The sequence below is a fragment of the Bosea sp. F3-2 genome, assembly GCF_008253865.1.
In the GTDB taxonomy this organism is placed as follows: Bacteria; Pseudomonadota; Alphaproteobacteria; order Rhizobiales; family Beijerinckiaceae; genus Allobosea.
The window spans coordinates 2,844,990-2,860,427 of record NZ_CP042331.1 but is presented as its reverse complement, the minus strand read 5'-3'; the positions used below and the strand labels follow the sequence as shown (position 1 = coordinate 2,860,427).

At 66.9% G+C, this 15,438-nt stretch carries 15 protein-coding genes; 9 read left to right on the top strand and 6 right to left on the bottom strand.

Annotation, left to right across the window (positions count from 1 at the left end; genetic code table 11):
• Positions 1–78 precede the first annotated feature (78 nt).
• Both FQV39_RS13145 and amaB read right to left on the bottom strand, forming a co-directional pair.
• A complete protein-coding gene (locus tag FQV39_RS13145) occupies positions 79–1,275 on the bottom strand; it encodes an acyl-CoA dehydrogenase (protein WP_472840637.1) in 1,197 nt (398 codons plus the stop codon).
• A gap of 150 nt (positions 1,276–1,425) precedes the next feature.
• Positions 1,426–2,946 (bottom strand): L-piperidine-6-carboxylate dehydrogenase, encoded by a 1,521-nt coding sequence (gene amaB / locus FQV39_RS13140; RefSeq protein WP_149130698.1) that lies wholly within the window; start codon positions 2,944–2,946, stop codon positions 1,426–1,428.
• A 165-nt stretch (positions 2,947–3,111) separates the two neighbouring features.
• On the opposite strand from amaB, the gene FQV39_RS13135 reads away from it, so the two are divergent.
• From FQV39_RS13135 to FQV39_RS13125, 3 genes are all read left to right on the top strand, one after another.
• Positions 3,112–4,026, top strand: coding sequence for a LysR family transcriptional regulator (locus tag FQV39_RS13135; protein WP_149130697.1), 915 nt, complete (start codon positions 3,112–3,114; stop codon positions 4,024–4,026).
• Positions 4,027–4,119: 93 nt separating this feature from the next.
• Positions 4,120–5,343 carry an NAD(P)/FAD-dependent oxidoreductase gene (locus FQV39_RS13130; protein ID WP_149130696.1) on the top strand — a complete coding sequence of 408 codons (1,224 nt, stop codon included), beginning with the start codon at positions 4,120–4,122 and terminating at the stop codon, positions 5,341–5,343.
• 94 nt (positions 5,344–5,437) lie between these two features.
• Positions 5,438–5,944 (top strand): DinB family protein, encoded by a 507-nt coding sequence (locus FQV39_RS13125; protein ID WP_149130695.1) that lies wholly within the window; start codon positions 5,438–5,440, stop codon positions 5,942–5,944.
• A gap of 170 nt (positions 5,945–6,114) precedes the next feature.
• Here the strand turns inward: FQV39_RS13125 and FQV39_RS13120 are convergent, their stop codons facing one another.
• Positions 6,115–6,645: a GNAT family acetyltransferase gene (locus FQV39_RS13120; RefSeq protein ID WP_149130694.1), complete on the bottom strand. Its 531-nt coding sequence runs from the start codon at positions 6,643–6,645 to the stop codon at positions 6,115–6,117.
• Between the two features lie 178 nt (positions 6,646–6,823).
• Between FQV39_RS13120 and FQV39_RS13115 the strand changes: the two genes are divergently transcribed.
• From FQV39_RS13115 to FQV39_RS13100, 4 genes are all read left to right on the top strand, one after another.
• Positions 6,824–7,456 (top strand): LysE family translocator, encoded by a 633-nt coding sequence (locus FQV39_RS13115; RefSeq protein WP_149130693.1) that lies wholly within the window; start codon positions 6,824–6,826, stop codon positions 7,454–7,456.
• A gap of 9 nt (positions 7,457–7,465) precedes the next feature.
• Entirely contained in the window at positions 7,466–8,032 is a 567-nt protein-coding gene (locus FQV39_RS13110) for a chromate transporter (protein WP_149130692.1), read from the top strand.
• A complete protein-coding gene (locus FQV39_RS13105; protein ID WP_149130691.1) occupies positions 8,032–8,571 on the top strand; it encodes a chromate transporter in 540 nt (179 codons plus the stop codon). The genes FQV39_RS13110 and FQV39_RS13105 overlap by 1 nt, the downstream gene beginning before the upstream one ends.
• A 118-nt stretch (positions 8,572–8,689) precedes the next feature.
• On the top strand, positions 8,690–9,898 hold the full coding sequence (locus tag FQV39_RS13100) for a M20 family metallopeptidase (RefSeq protein WP_149130690.1): 1,209 nt from the start codon (positions 8,690–8,692) through the stop codon (positions 9,896–9,898).
• A 7-nt stretch (positions 9,899–9,905) separates the two neighbouring features.
• Here FQV39_RS13100 and FQV39_RS13095 read toward each other — a convergent pair whose 3' ends face one another.
• The gene (locus FQV39_RS13095; RefSeq protein WP_248313354.1) at positions 9,906–10,475 is read right to left on the bottom strand and encodes a TetR/AcrR family transcriptional regulator; all 570 of its coding nucleotides are present in this window, start codon (positions 10,473–10,475) and stop codon (positions 9,906–9,908) included.
• Positions 10,476–10,596: 121 nt separating this feature from the next.
• On the opposite strand from FQV39_RS13095, the gene FQV39_RS13090 reads away from it, so the two are divergent.
• Positions 10,597–10,821: a hypothetical protein gene (locus tag FQV39_RS13090; RefSeq protein ID WP_149130688.1), complete on the top strand. Its 225-nt coding sequence runs from the start codon at positions 10,597–10,599 to the stop codon at positions 10,819–10,821.
• A 7-nt stretch (positions 10,822–10,828) separates the two neighbouring features.
• Here the strand turns inward: FQV39_RS13090 and FQV39_RS13085 are convergent, their stop codons facing one another.
• Both FQV39_RS13085 and otsB read right to left on the bottom strand, forming a co-directional pair.
• Complete coding sequence (locus FQV39_RS13085) at positions 10,829–12,670, bottom strand: glycoside hydrolase family 15 protein (RefSeq protein WP_248313353.1); 1,842 nt, start codon at positions 12,668–12,670, stop codon at positions 10,829–10,831.
• Between the two features lie 10 nt (positions 12,671–12,680).
• Complete coding sequence (gene otsB, locus FQV39_RS13080; RefSeq protein WP_149130687.1) at positions 12,681–13,481, bottom strand: trehalose-phosphatase; 801 nt, start codon at positions 13,479–13,481, stop codon at positions 12,681–12,683.
• A gap of 279 nt (positions 13,482–13,760) precedes the next feature.
• Between otsB and otsA the strand changes: the two genes are divergently transcribed.
• Positions 13,761–15,317 carry an alpha,alpha-trehalose-phosphate synthase (UDP-forming) gene (otsA, locus tag FQV39_RS13075; RefSeq protein WP_149130686.1) on the top strand — a complete coding sequence of 519 codons (1,557 nt, stop codon included), beginning with the start codon at positions 13,761–13,763 and terminating at the stop codon, positions 15,315–15,317.
• Positions 15,318–15,438 lie beyond the last annotated feature (121 nt).

Genomic DNA, 15,438 nt, shown 5'->3' with positions numbered 1-15,438 from the left:
GGGATCCATCGTAAGGCTCCGAGCTTTACGATGGATCCCGGCGCTCCGCTTCGCTGCGGCCGGGATGACGGGCGGGTTTCAGAAGAACGCCTGCAGGCCGGTGATCGCGCGGCCGAGGATCAGCGCGTGGACGTCATGCGTGCCCTCATAGGTGTTTACCGTCTCGAGGTTCGCCGCATGGCGCATCACATGGTACTCGATCTGGATGCCGTTGCCGCCATGCATGTCGCGGGCCTGACGGGCGATGTCGAGCGCCTTGCCACAGTTGTTGCGCTTGACCAGCGAGATCATCTCCGGGGCCATCTTGCCCTCGTCGAGCAGGCGGCCGACGCGCAAGCTACCCTGCAGGCCAAGCGTGATCTCGGTCAGCATGTCCGCCAGCTTCTTCTGGTAGAGCTGCGTCTGTGCCAGCGGCTTGTTGAACTGCTTGCGGTCGAGCCCGTATTGGCGGGCGCGGTGGAAGCAGTCCTCGGCGGCGCCCATTGCGCCCCAGGAGATGCCGTAGCGGGCGCGGTTGAGGCAGCCGAACGGACCCGACAGGCCCGAGACGTTCGGCAGCAGGTTCTCTTCCGGCACGATCACGCCGTCCATGACGACCTCGCCCGTGATCGAGGCGCGCAGGGAGAGCTTGCCGCCGATCTTCGGCGCGGAGAGGCCCTTCATGCCCTTCTCGAGCACGAAGCCGCGGATCTGGTTGTCATGCGCGGCCGACTTCGCCCAGACGACGAAGACGTCGGCGATCGGCGAGTTCGAGATCCACATCTTCGAGCCGGTCAGCTTGTAGCCGTCGGCGACCTTCTCGGCGCGGGTCTTCATGCCGCCGGGATCGGAGCCGGCATCCGGCTCGGTCAGGCCGAAGCAGCCGACCCACTCGCCGCTGGCGAGCTTCGGCAGGTACTTCTTGCGCTGTTCCTCGCTGCCATAGGCATAGATCGGATACATCACCAGCGAGGATTGCACTGACATCATCGAGCGGTAGCCGGAGTCGATGCGCTCGACCTCGCGGGCGACGAGGCCGTAGGAGACGTAGTTGGCCCCGGCGCAGCCGTATTCCTCGGGGATGGTGACGCCGAGCAGGCCGAGCTCACCCATCTCGTTGAAGATCGAGCGGTCGGTCTTCTCGTCGAGATAGGCGTCATGGATGCGCGGAGCGAGCTTCTCCTGCGCATAAGCGCGGGCCGTGTCGCGGATCAGCCGCTCGTCCTCGGTGAGTTGCTCATCAAGCAGATAGGCGTCGTCCCAGGTGAACTTCGCGAGCTTGTGGCTGCCGGCCATGTTCTTCGTCTCCCTTGAACTCATTGCGATGTCATCCCGGGCGACCGGAGGGAGACCCGGGATCCATGCCGGAGCGGTTCAGGCATGGATCCCGGCTCTGCGCTTCGCTCCGGCCGGGATGACGGCGCGGATGTTGTTAGCGTCTATCGATCACGCATCCACGTCGAAGCTGACGCCCTGCGCCAGCGGCAGCGTCGTGCCGTAGTTCAGCGTGTTGGTGGCGCGGCGCATATAGGCCTTCCAGGCGTCCGAGCCGGCCTCGCGGCCGCCGCCCGTCTCCTTCTCGCCACCGAAGGCGCCGCCGATCTCGGCGCCCGAGGGGCCGATATTGACGTTGGCGATGCCGCAATCCGAACCCTCGTCGGAGACGAAGAGCTCGGCCTCGCGCATGTTCAGCGTGAAGATCGAGGAGGAGAGACCGGCGCCGACCGCGTTCTGGATCGCGATCGCCTCGTCGATGGACTTGTACTTCATCACATAGAGGATCGGGGCGAAGGTCTCGCGCTCGACCGGGCCGCATTGCCGGGGCATCTCGACCAGCGCCGGACGGACGTAGAAGCCGCCCGCGCCGACATCGACCTTCTCGCCGCCATGGACCTTGCCGCCCTCGGCCTTGGCCTCGGAGAGCGCCTTCTGCATGCCGTGATAGGCGGCCTCGTCGACGAGCGGGCCAACCAGCACGCCGGCCTCGCGCGGATCGCCGATCTTCACCGAGCCGTAGACCTTGGCGAGCTTCGGCACGAGCTGGTCGTAGACGCTCTCGTGCACGATCAGGCGGCGCAGCGTGGTGCAGCGCTGGCCGGCCGTGCCCATCGCCGCGAAAGCGATGCCGCGCAGCGCAATGTCGAGATCCGCCGACGGCGCGACGATCGCGGCATTGTTGCCGCCGAGCTCAAGGATGGCGCGGGCGAAGCGCGCCGCAAGCTTCTGGCCGACTTCCTTGCCCATGCGGGTCGAGCCCGTCGCCGAGACGACCGGCACGCGGTGATCCTGGACGAGGATGTCGCCGAGCTCGCGACCGCCGATCAGCACCTCGGAGAGGCCGACCGGAGCCTCGGGGCCGAAGCGCTTCATCGTCTTATCGACGATGGCCTGGACGGCGAGCGCGGTGAGCGGGGTCTTCTCGGAGGGCTTCCAGACGACGCTGTCGCCGCAGACGAAGGCGAGCGCCGCGTTCCACGACCAGACCGCGACGGGGAAGTTGAAGGCCGAGATCACACCGCAGACGCCGATCGGGTGCCAGGTCTCCATCATGCGGTGGTTCGGGCGTTCGGTCGCGACGGTGAGGCCGTAAAGCTGACGCGACAGGCCGACTGCGAAATCGCAGATGTCGATCATCTCCTGGACCTCGCCGAGGCCCTCGGAGGTGACTTTGCCGGCTTCGAGCGTCACCAGCAGGCCGAGATCGGTCTTGGCGGCGCGCAGCTCCTCGCCGAGCAGGCGCACGAACTCGCCGCGCCGCGGCGCCGGCACCTTGCGCCAGGCGAGGTAGGCGGACTGCGCCCGGCCGATTGCGGCCTCGGCTTCGGCAGGGGAAGTCTCGCGCAGGGTCGCGACGGTCTCGCCGGTGATCGGCGAACGCGCCGAAAGGCCGGCATCGGCATAAGACGCTTCGGAAACCCCGAGGCGCTTGAGCAGGGCGAGCGTGTCTTTCGGCAGAGCTGTGGCCATCTTTGTCTTCCAGCGGTCGCGGGCGGGTGCCAAAGGGTGCATGACCCCAAGGCGCATGAACAAATGGCGCGGAAACCGGAGCCGCCGCGCTTTGGGCCGGGAGAATGCCCTCTTTCATAGGGCGGCGGCAACCGATATGTTCTCACCACTTGGTGAGAATTTATCATGGATGACGCGCTCGTTCCCGGCCGCCTCTCGGTGCCTTCGCTCTCGGCGCTCGCAGCCTTTGAGGCGGCGGCCCGGCATGGCAGCTTCACCCGCGCGGCGGAGGAACTCAATCTCACGCAAGGCGCGGTCAGCCGGCAGGTCGCGCATCTGGAGAAGGTGCTCGGCGTCAGCCTGTTCGAGCGCGTCAAGAAGCGGGTGAGCCTGACGGCGGCCGGCGCCGCCTATGCCGCCGAGATCCGCGACGGGCTCTCGCGGCTTGCTGCTGCCACGGTCTCGGCCATGGCCTTCCGCGGCGCGGCCGGCGTGCTCAATCTCGCCACCCTGCCGACCTTCGGCACGCGCTGGCTGATCCCGCGCCTGCCCCGCTTCATCGAGGCGCATCCCGGCATTACCATCAACTTCACCACGCGGCTGGTGCCCTTCGATTTCGCCCGCGAGCAGGTCGATGCCGCCGTCCATTTCGGTGGCGCAAGCTGGCCGGGCGCCCGGCTGCACCGGTTGATGGGCGAGGAGGTTGTGCCGGTCGCCGCGCCCTCCCTGCTGATGCGCGCCGGCATCGCCGAGCCGGCCGACATGCTGCGTGTGCCACTGCTCCAGCAATCGACCCGACCCCGTGCCTGGGCGAACTGGCTGGAACAGCAGGGGCTTGCCCCGGAGCGGGCGCTGATGGGCCCGCGCTTCGAGCAGTTCGCCATGATCGCACAGGCGGCCGTGGCGGGGCTCGGGCTCGCCATCGTGCCGCGCTTCCTGGTCGAGGAGGAGCTGCGCTCCGGCTCGCTGGTCATCCCGATCGACCGGCCGGTGACGGGCAAGGACGGCTATTACCTCGTCTATCCCGAGGAGAAGGCCAATCTGCCGACGGTCGTCGCCTTCCGCGACTGGCTGCTCGGGGAATGCGCGCCGACGAGCTGAGGCGCCTCTCGACAAGCGCGCCGCGCTCAGTCATTCATGCGCGAAATTCACCAACCCGGCTTCCCGCCTGAAGCCGGCCGCGCGAGGCCTGCCATGCCGCCCGTCTCCGAAAGCGCCGATGTCGTGATCTGCGGTGGAGCCGCGATCGGTTCCTCTGTTGCCTATCATCTTGCAGCCGATCCCGGCTTCTCCGGCCGCGTCGTGGTGATCGAGAAGGACCCGACCTATCGCTTCTCGGCCTCGGCGCTCTCGGCCGCCTCGATCCGGCAGCAATTCTCGAGCGCGGTGAACATCCGCATCTCGCTCTTTGGCATCGATTTCCTGCGCAATATCGGCCGCCATCTCGCGGTCGACGGCGAAGTGCCGGCGATCGACCTGCATGAGGGCGGCTATCTCTATGTCGCGAGCGAGGCCGGCGCCCCGGTCCTCACGACCAACCAGAAACTACAGGCGGCCGAGGGCGCCGATATCGCCCTCTACGATCCCGCCACGCTGAAGCAGCGCTTCCCTTGGCTCAATGTCGAGGATCTCGCCTGCGGCACCTTCGGTGTCAGCGGCGAAGGCTGGTTCGATGGCTGGGCGCTGCTCCAGGCTTTCCGCAAGAAGGCGCGCAGCCTCGGCGTCGAGTACCGGCAGGGCGAAGTCGCTGGCTATGTCACCGAGGGCGGCCGCGTCACCGCCGTCGAGCTTGCTGACGGCAGCCGCATCGCCTGCGGCGCCGTGGTCAACGCCAGCGGCACCCACGGCGCGAAGCTCGCCGCCACGGCGGGCATTTCCATACCGGTGAAGTCGATGAAGCGCTACGTCTTCACCTTCACCTGCAAGGGCGATGTCGATGGCTGCCCGCTCCTGATCGACACCACCGGCGCCTGGTGCCGGCAGGAGGGCAAGCGCACGGCAGAAGGCCAGCTCTTCATCGGCAGCTGCTCGCCGCTGACGCCGGAACAGGATGTCGAATGGATCGAAACCGATCCGGCGGCAGAGGATGTCGACTGGGGCTTCTTCGAGGATGCAGTCTGGCCGGCGCTCGCCCATCGCATCCCGGCCTTCGAGCAGATCAAGCCCGGCCGCGCCTGGGCCGGCCCCTACGACATGTGCGGCCTCGACCATAACGCCATTGTCGGGCCTGCGGTCGGCGCGCCCAATCTCTATCTCGCCAACGGCTTCTCCGGCCACGGCCTGCAGCAGTCGCCGGCGGTCGGGCGCGGGCTCGCCGAGCATATCGCGCATGGCAGCTATCGCTCGCTCGACCTTGCCGATCTCGGCCACGCGCGCATCGTTGAGGGCAGGCCGCTCAAGGAGGCCAACGTCATCTGATACGAATTCCCGGTCGAGCCTCGCTGCCCTCGTCCTGAGGGGCGGTTGCGAGAGGGTGATGGTGCTCGCAGAGCGACTATCGGAGGGAACAGTCATGATCGACAAGACTTTCGTCACAACCATGGCGCGCTACAATGCCTGGCAGAACGACAGTCTCTACGGCGCGGCCGCGACCTTGACCGACGCGGCGCGAAGGCAGGATCGCGGCGCCTTCTTCGGCTCGATTCATAGCACGTTCTGCCATCTGCTCTGGGGCGATCGGATGTGGCTCTCGCGATTCGCCGGTACGCCGAAACCCGGCGTTCCGGGCAGCGAATCCGCCCGGATGATAGAGGGGTGGGACGAACTCGTCGCCGAACGGCGGGCCACCGACGCGTTGATCGGCGATTGGGCGGCCGGACTCTCGCCGGAATGGCTCGCCGGCGATCTGACCTGGGTCTCGGGCATCTCCCGCCGCGAGCTCACCAGACCCAAGGCTTTGCTGGTTGCCCATTTCTTCAATCATCAGACGCATCATCGCGGCCAGATCCACACCATGCTGACCGCGGCGGGGGCGCGGCCGGATGATACCGACCTCATGCTCGTCGACGAGCCGCGGTGAGTGGTGACCTTCTCCCACCCATCTCGGGCTTGCCCGAGACGGGCATCTACAATGCCGATGTCGGCAACAGCCGGCATCGGAGCGGAAGAAGGCGGCGCGAAGCGCCGGATGAGGGGGCTCAGGTCCCGATCGTTTGCGCAATCTCGCGGGCGAGAATCGTTGAGCGACCCCTAACCCTCTCCCGCAAGGGGAGAGGGGACGCTCGCGCGCCTCCGCTCGCGATCGCGGCTTTCCTGGCCGTCCCGCTCGTGATCAGGCGGCACGGCGGCCGTCGCGTTCTGGCTGAGCTTCTGGAAGAGGCCGAGGCCGACCAGCGCGAGCACGGCCAGCAGCACCAGCAGGCCGGGATAGACGAGGTCTCGCATCGTCTCGCGCGAGGTCTTGGCGATCAGCACCAGCGATTCCAGCGAGAGCGCCACGATCATGATCGACATGAACTTGGTCAGCGAGCCCCGCGCCTCGGCCGGCCTGCGCATCTCGCGGTCGGCCACCACCTCCTCCTCGAACAGGAACTTGCCGACATCGGCGACCGCCACCGCGATGATCACGAGGCCGATCGCGTCGAGCATGGTGTCGAGCGCGCCGTCGCCGGTCCAGAAGCCGTGCGAGGTGCGCCAGACCGCGACGCCGATCAGGATGATCGAGGCGCCGAGCAGCGCGAAGGCGATGACCGTGTAGAGCAGCCGGCTGAACAGCGTCATGTTTCCCCCTCGATCCGCTTGTTGGCGACAACCGCCCGCACAGCAGCGGGTTCCGTCACGGCGGCCTGCGGCGCTTTTCTCGATGCATCGAAAGCTTGCATGGCGGCCCCGCGGCGGCGCGATTGCCGGCTATCGCGATCCATGCTCCAAGCGCGGAGTTCCGCTGGAGCGCTTGCCCATGCCCGAGACGACAACCCTCCTCACCTTCGCCCTGATCGCGCTCGGCATGGTGCTGACGCCTGGCCCCAACATGATCTACCTGATCTCGCGATCGATCGCGCAGGGTAGGGGAGCGGGGCTGATCTCGCTCGGCGGCGTGATCCTCGGCTTCTTCGTCTACATGTTCTGTGCCGCCTTCGGCATCACGGCGCTGCTCTTCGCCGTGCCCTATGCCTATGACGCCCTGAGGCTTGGTGGCGCGGCCTATCTTCTCTGGCTCGCCTGGCAGGCGGTGCGGCCAGGCGCGCGCTCGCCCTTCCATGTTCGCGATCTGCCGCATGACGGGCCGCGCAAGCTCTTCGCCATGGGCTTCCTGACCAGCCTGCTCAACCCCAAGATCGCGATGTTCTATCTCGCGCTGCTGCCGCAGTTCATCGACCCGGCCGCCGGCAACGTGCTGGCCCAGTCGGTCGTGCTCGGCTTCATCCAGATCGCGATCAGCGGCAGCGTCAACGCGCTGATCGCGACGGCGGCGGGCAGCATCGCGCTGTTCCTGAAGACGCGCCCGTTCTGGTCACTGGTGCAACGCTGGCTGATGGGCACTGTGCTTGCCGGCTTCGCCCTGCGCATGGCGATGGAAGCACGGCGCTAGCCATCCCGGATGACGGCTCTCGAAACCGCGAGGGACACGCCCCGGCCGAGCCTGCCGAACCTGTTCACCGGCTTCCTCAAGATCGGGCTGATGGGCTTCGGCGGCGTCGGCCCGGTGGCGCGGCACATCATCGTGGCCGAGCGCAACTGGCTCGACGATCGTGGCTATGCCGAGCTGATGGGGATCTGCCAGGCGCTGCCGGGCGCGAACACCGTCAACGCCGCGGTCATGCTGGGCGACCGCTTTCGTGGCGCGATCGGCGCTTTGACCTGCGTCTTCGCTCTGATGGCGATGCCGCTGCTTTCGCTGATCGCAATCGCAAACATCTACGGCGCTGTTTCCGACCATCCGCTGGCGCAGGTCGCGCTGACGGGCGCCGCCGCCAGCGCCGCCGGGCTCATCCTCGGCACGGCCGCGCGGCTCCTCACCAAGGCCGGCCTCGCCCGCTGGGCCTGGGTGATGGCGGCCGCCTCCTTCGCCGCGGTCGGTCTGCTGCGGCTGCCGATGCTGCCGACCCTGCTGGTGCTTGTCCCGCTCGGGCTGGTCGCGGCCTCTCTCGGAGCGCGGCGGGTCTGATGGAGCGCGGCATCTTCGGCCAGCTGGTCGTCACTTTCGGCACGATCTCGCTGATGGCCATCGGCGGCGCCAATGCCGTGGTGCCGGAGGTCCACCGCCAGATCGTCGACATCCTCGGCTGGATGGACGCACCGACCTTCGCCCGCCTCTTCGCCATCGCGCAGACCGCGCCGGGACCCAACGTGATGCTTGCCAGCATCGTTGGCTGGCATGTGGCCGGCACGAGCGGTCTCTTGGTCGCTACAGCGGCAATGCTGCTGCCGTCCTCGCTGCTGGCGCTCGCCTGCAGCCGCGGGCTGCAGCGCTTCAGCGACAACCGCATTGTCCGGATCGTCACGCTGGCGCTGGTGCCGATCGCGCTCGGCCTGATGCTGGCGAGCGGCGCGGTCGCGACGCTGGCAGCCGATGCCGGTCTCCTCGGCTTCGCGGTCACCGCGGCGACCGCCCTGGTGACCTATCGTTCGAAGCTGAACCCGCTGCTGCCAATGGCCATTGGCACGCTCGTCTATGTCGCGGCCTGGTACGCCGGCCTCGTCTGACGCCTTCGACGGCATGCGCGGCATGAATGGCATCGCCGCCGCCATCTGCCATTGCCCACGGGGCTACAGCCTATAAGCTCTCCGCATTGTCCCGTCTGGAACGACTGCGAGTGAGCCGATGAGCGCTTTGACCCCCGAGGAACAGAAGGTCACCGAGTGGCTGGCGAGCCGCAAGGAAGGCATGGTCGCGCTGCTGCGCGAGCTGGTCGACACCGACTCGGGCTCCTACGACAAGGCCGGCGTCGACCGCGCGGGCGAGGTCGTCGCGCGCTTCCACAAGGCGAACGGGCTCGATGTCGAGATCGTGCCGGACACCCGCTTCGGCGATGCGGTCAAGGCGCGCCTGCCCAACCCGGCGGCCAATGACCAGCGCCCCGTGCTGCTGCTCGGCCATCGCGACACCGTCTTCCCGCAGGGCGAACCGACGCGCCGGCCTTTCACGATCAAGGGCGCGCGCGCCTACGGGCCGGGCGTTGCCGATATGAAGGGCGGCATCGTGATCTCGGCCTTCGTCGCCGCGGCTTTCTCCGAATGCGGCGGCTTGGCCTCGCCGCTGCTGATGCTCACGACCAGCGACGAGGAGATCGGCTCGCCGTCCTCGCGACCCGTCATCGAGGAGGCGGCGCGCGAGTCGCGCTGCGTCTTCAATGCCGAGCCCAGCCGCCTGCCGGCCGGGACCGATTTCGCGAAGGACCATAAGCAGTCCGTCACCAGCGGCCGCAAGGGCGGCGTCTTCATGCGTGCCGAGTTCACCGGCAAGCCGGCCCATTCCGGCGCCAATTACGAGAAGGGCGCCTCGGCCATCGTCGATCTCGGCCACAAGATCCCGAAGCTGCAGGGCCTCACCGATCTGGAGAAAGGCGTCACCGTCAATGTCGGGCTGATCGGCGGCGGCCAGACGGTCAACACCATCGCCCCGCATGCCTGGTGCGAGATCGATCTGCGCTACGTCACTGCCGCCCAGCGCGACGAGATGGTCGGCAAGATCAAGGCGATCGTCGAGGCGCCGGAGGTGCAGGGCACCAGCGCTGCGCTCTCGATCAAGGGAGAGTTCCTGCCGCTCGAGCGCTCGCCGGAATCGGCGGCACTGTACGACACCTATCGCGAGGCGGCTTCCGCCTTCGGGATCGGCGTCACCGCAGAATTCACCGGTGGCTGCGCCGATTCCGGCTTCACCGCCGCGCAGGGCACTCCGACGCTGTGCAGCGTCGGTCCGATCGGCGGCATGGCGCATACGCCGGACGAGTTCCTCGAGGTCGAAAGCCTCGTGCCGGCGGCGCAGGTGCTCGCGCTTGCCGTGATGCGTGCCGCCGCGAGGGTCGGCTGAGCGAGGTTCAGCGGCAGAGCAGATCGATCTTGCGGCTGAGCGAAGCTTCGTCCTCGTCCAGCCGGTCGGTCAGCACATGCAGCCAGTTGAAGCCGACCCAGAGTTCGAGCCGGTCGTCGATCTCGTCCGGAGCGAACTCACCGCGCTCGGCGGCGCGCACGAACATCCCGCGCGGTGAGGCGAGGCGTTCCGGCATGAACTTGAAGCGCAGCGCGGCGAGCGCGCTCTCGCTGCTCTGCGCCTCGGCGATCAGCCCGCGGAAGACCCGGCCGGCGGCATCCTCGCGCCAGAAGCGCCAGAGGTCTTTCGTGTAGCGGAGCAGGTCGGCGCGCAGCGAGCCTTCGTCAGGCACGGAGATCGCTGCATCCTTCTCCCCGCCATAGATCGCGATGAAGAGGTCGGCCTTGTTCGGCCACCAGCGGTAGATCGTGGGCTTGCCGGCACCGGCGCGGCGGGCGACCTCCTCGATCGAGAAGCCGGCATAACCCTTCTCCGCCAGCAGGGCTCGTGCCGCCGCCTTCACGGCGGCCTCGGTCTCGGGGCTGCGTCGCGCGCCGATCGATGCCCGGCGCTTCACGCGCGGTTCCATTGCATTCCCGTCCTTGTGACTTCGGCGGCCCTGCTTCTTGACATAACGAAACGGGCCGTTTAGATCAACGAATCGAAACGGTACGTTTCGTTATGAATGAGGCCATCTCATGGACACGCCTTCGTCCCTCTCGCGCTTCGCGGCACGCCTGCGCTTCCTCGCGGTTGCGACTGCCGGTGCCTATGGCGCCATCAATCTCCTGCTGGCTTTGCTCGCCCCGGTGACACAGGGCTGGCCGACGCTCGGTGTCACCGCCCTGGCCGTGCCGCCGATGGTGCTGGCGATGGTCTATGGGGTGATCCCGATCGCCTTCCGTTTCGGGTCGCCCCGCTGAGGATGCCTCAGAACGCCTCTTCCCAGTCGCGGCTGAGGCGCATCGCGCAGTTGATCAGCCCGACCATCGAATAGGTCTGCGGGAAATTGCCCCAGAGCTCACCGGTTTCGAGGTCGGCATCCTCCGAAAGCAGGCCGAAGCTGTTACGCCGCTTCAGGATGCGCTCGAACAGCTCCTTGGCCTCCTCGCAGCGGCCGATCGTGTTCAGCGCATCGACATACCAGAAGGCGCAGATCAGGAAGCCGGTGTGCATGTAGCCGAAATCGTCCTGCGTCGCGTAGCGCAGCAAGAGATCGCCGCGCTTCAGGTCGCGGCCGATCGCCTCGACGGTGGCAATGAAGCGGACGTCGTCGGGTTTGACGAAGCCGATCTCGGCGAGGAGCAACAGTGTCGCGTCGAGATCCTGGCCGTTGAAGGTCGAGACGAAATGGCCCTTCTCGCCGTTCCAGATGCGCTCGGCGATGATGGTCTTGAGCCGCTTCGCCTCGCCCTTCCAGTATTCCTTGCGATCGGCGCGCCCGAGCGTGCCGGCGATGCGGGCGAGCCGGTCGCAGGCGGCCCAGCACATCACACTGGAGAAGGAGTGCACCGCTTCCTTCTCGCGCAGCTCCCAGGGGCCGGCATCGGGCTTGTCGAACACGGAGATCGCCAGTTCGCCCATGCGTTCGAGCTGGCTGAACAGCGTGTCCTTGCCGGGCTGGATCAGGCGGCGGTCGAAGAAGGAATGCGTCGCCGCCAGCACGACCGCGCCATAGCCGTCATTCTGGATCTGCACCGCCGCGCCATTGCCGAAGCGCACCGGCTGGTGCCCGCGATAGCCTGAGAGGCTCGTGGCCTCGAACTCGATCAGCGTGCCGCCACGCGTGATCGGATAGAGCGGCGGCAGGTGCTCGGCGCCGCTCTCCGAGAAGGTGTCGACGATGTTGGTGATGAAGCCGAGATAGTCCTCCATCGTCCGCGTCGTGCCGAGGCGGTTGAGCGCATGGACGACGAAATAGGCGTCGCGCAGCCAGCAATAGCGATAATCCCAGTTGCGCTGCGTGCCCGGCGCCTCCGGGATCGAGGTGGTCAGCGCCGCGACGATCGCGCCGGTTTCCTCGAAGGAGCAGAGCTTGAGCGTGATCGCCGCGCGGATCACCTCCCGCTGGTATTCGAACGGGATCGAGAGCGAGCGCACCCAGTCGCGCCAGTAATCGGTCGTCTTGTCGAGGAATTCGCGTGATGCCGTTTCGATCTCCGCGCGCAGCGCCTCGTCCGAGCCAATGACGAAGGAATAGGTCTGATCGACCGCGAAGGGCGTGCTCTCCATGACGTAGGAGATTGGAGCGTTCGTCGTCAGCCGGATCGTCTGATCGGCGCCGACGAAGCGGACATGGTTGGAGCCGCGCGTGATTTCGTCGGGCTCCTCGCCGATGCCGAGGCTGGGCTTGAGCAAGACGCGGATGCGCGGCCGGCCCGAAATCCGGCGCACGCGGCGCACGAGCTGCGGCGGCCGGAAGAAGCGCTCATAGCGCACGAAACGCGGTGCGAAATCGAGGATCTCGATGGCGTTCCCCTGGTCGTCCGAGAGGACGGAGGACAGGATCGCGGTGTTGTCGAGATAGCCCTGCTCGCAGCGCGTCATGCCGACGAGCTCGATGGCGAAGAAGCCCTTCTTCAGCTCCTCATTGCCGTCATCGGCCTCGTTGTCGATCAGCGAGCAGAACACCGGATCGCGGTCGAAGCGTGGGAAGCAGCCCCAGACAATGCGGGCGCGTCGGTCGATGAGCGCGGCGATCGAGCAGTTGCCGATCACGCCGAGGTCGAGCGAGGCGGAGTGGTGCCCCGCGGCCGTGGTCATTACGGTCATGGCTGGACCCTCAATCCTGGGCAAAGCTGGAGGTGGTGAGGCCGCCATTCTCGGCGGCTTCGAGAAGGATATGCCGCAAGGCGGTCGGCGAGGCGAGCCGGATTGTCGCCAGGCTTTCCCGATCCGCGCCGATACGGACCGAAAGCCCACCCATGGCGTTGACCGTCTCGAAGCCGTCCTCGTCGGTGATGTCGTCGCCGATGAAGACGGGGCGGCGGCCGGCATAGCCCGGCGTCGCCATCAGCCAGGCGATGGCGACGCCCTTGCTCGCGCTGGCCGGCACCAGCTCGGCGACGGACTTGCCCTCCTGCAGGCGCACGCCCGGTCCGAGCTTTGCAGCCGCCTTGCGCATCAGATCCAGCGCCTCGTCCTTGAGCCCGGGCGCGAGCCGCCAGTGCAGCGCCGCCGAAATCCGCTTGTCCTCGACGATGATGCCGACATGGCTGTTGGCGAAACGCACGAGGTCCCGCACCGCATCACGCATGTGTTCGGGCGCCTCGGATTGCGAGCGGAGCTCGCCGCCCATCCGGATCTGTGCGCCGTGCAGCCCGGCGATATCGAAGCGGTGCGGTGCCAGCATCTCGTCGAGGAAGGCGATCGGGCGTCCCGAGACCAGGGCCAGCGCGCCACCAAGCTGGCTGCGCAGGCTTTCCAGCGCCGGGGCGACGCGGCGGTCGAGCTGAACATCCTCGGGCGAGGGTGCGATCTCGACCAATGTTCCGTCGAAGTCCAGGAATAGCGCGATCTGCTCCGCCTCCGCAGCGATATCACGGGTGCTCTGGACAGTTGCCGGTTCGATCAATGTCGTCATCGCTTTCTATTTGGGCAGGGAAGACGGCAGAAGAACGGCTGTCCTCGCTGACAATCCTTTCTCATTGCCCGCGCGCGGCTACCGGCGCGGAAAAATCGTCATCGGGGTTGTCTCATTCTACTGTTAGACCGATAGTGGCGATCACGATTTCACCGCAGCACTGCCGCCGCTTCGCCATGCGGCCAGCCCTGCACCCCGGAAACATTACGCTTGCCTGGGCGTTCTGTTCCTGCCGCCGATGGCGAAAATCGGGCGGCCCTCCTGGAGAAATTCGTCGTTATGCGTCTCATCGTCGTTTCGAATCGCGTCACCATTCCCGATCGCCAGGAAAAGGCAACGGCGGGCGGGCTGGCGGTGGCGCTGCGCGAGGCGCTCGAGCAGCATGGTGGCCTCTGGTTCGGCTGGAGCGGCGGCATCAGTGACGCGACGGTCCATGACGTCCGGCAGGTCCAGCGCGGCAACGTGACCTATGCCGTGACCGACCTCAGCGAGGCCGAACGGCAGAGCTATTATCTCGGCTTTTCGAACCGGGCTCTCTGGCCGCTGATGCATTACCGACTCGGGCTGACCGATTTCCAGCGCAGCGACTATATGGGCTATCTCGGCGTCAATCGCCGCTTCGCCCGGGCGCTGGCGAGCCTCATCCAGCCCGACGACGTCATCTGGATCCACGATTACCATCTGATCCCGCTGGCGGCGGAGCTGCGCCGGCGCGGTGTTACCAACCGCATCGGCTATTTCCACCACATCCCCTGGCCCTCGGCCGATGTGATCGGGGCCTTGCCGTTCAGCGGGACGCTGATCCGCACCATCGCTGCCTATAATCTGGTCGGCATGCAGACGGAGCTTGATGTCCGCAACCTGATCGGCGGGCTGGAGGCGCTATGCGGCGGCCGCAGCGACGGGCAGCGCGTGCGTGTCGGCACGCGCGAGACCGAAGTACAGGCCTTCCCGATCGGCATCGACGTCGAGGCTTTCCGCCGCCTCGCCACGGCCTCGACGCGTCAGGTGCCGACGCCGCTGCGAGCCACGCGGGAATCCCTCGGCGAGCGCAAACTGGTCGTCGGTGTCGACCGGCTCGACTATTCGAAGGGCATCGTGCAGCGCCTCGAAGCTTTCGGAGAGTTCCTGCGCAGCCATCCGGAGCATCGCGGCAATGTGAGCCTTCTGCAGATCGCCCCGCCTTCGCGCAGCGATGTGCCCGAATATGCCGAGCTCGACCGTCTTTCCGACGAGGTTGCGGGCAGGCTGAACGCCCAGCTCGGTGAGTTTGACTGGACGCCGATCCGGGTGGTCAAAAAGGCATATTCCCGCAATGCACTCGCCGGCTTCTATCGCCGCGCGGAGGTCGGTCTCGTCACCCCGATGCGGGACGGGATGAACCTCGTCGCCAAGGAATATATCGCCGCGCAGAATCCTGCGGATCCGGGTGTCCTTGTCCTCTCGCGCTTCGCCGGCGCTGCCCAGCAGATGCGCGAGGCCCTGATCGTCAATCCCTACGATACCCATGAGGTGGCGGAAGCGATCCGTACCGCGCTCGCCATGCCGAAGACCGAACGTATTCGGCGTTTCGAGGCGCTTTACGCCACGATTGCCGCGACGGACATCGATTGGTGGGCGCAGCGATATCTCGACGCGTTGGCGGGTGGTGGCGCCGTGTCGAGCGCGGAAGCCGAGCACAAGAAGCCGAGAATCGGAACCCGGCGCCCTGCGCGGGCCGCCGCCGCCATCGCGAAACGGCCACCCCAGGATGCGAAGAGCCGCAAGGTCTCGAAAGGATCACCTCGGAAGCGAAGAGGCCCCGCGGTGCCTCATTTGGCGGTGGTTCAGCCATGAGACCTTGTCCCAATCACGACGAAAACGGTCGAAATCTTGGGGGGATGTTTCGCGGGCTGCTCACAGCCCTTGCCGAATAAGGTCTTTGGTCGCTAGAACGCAGCATGACCGGGTTGGGCGA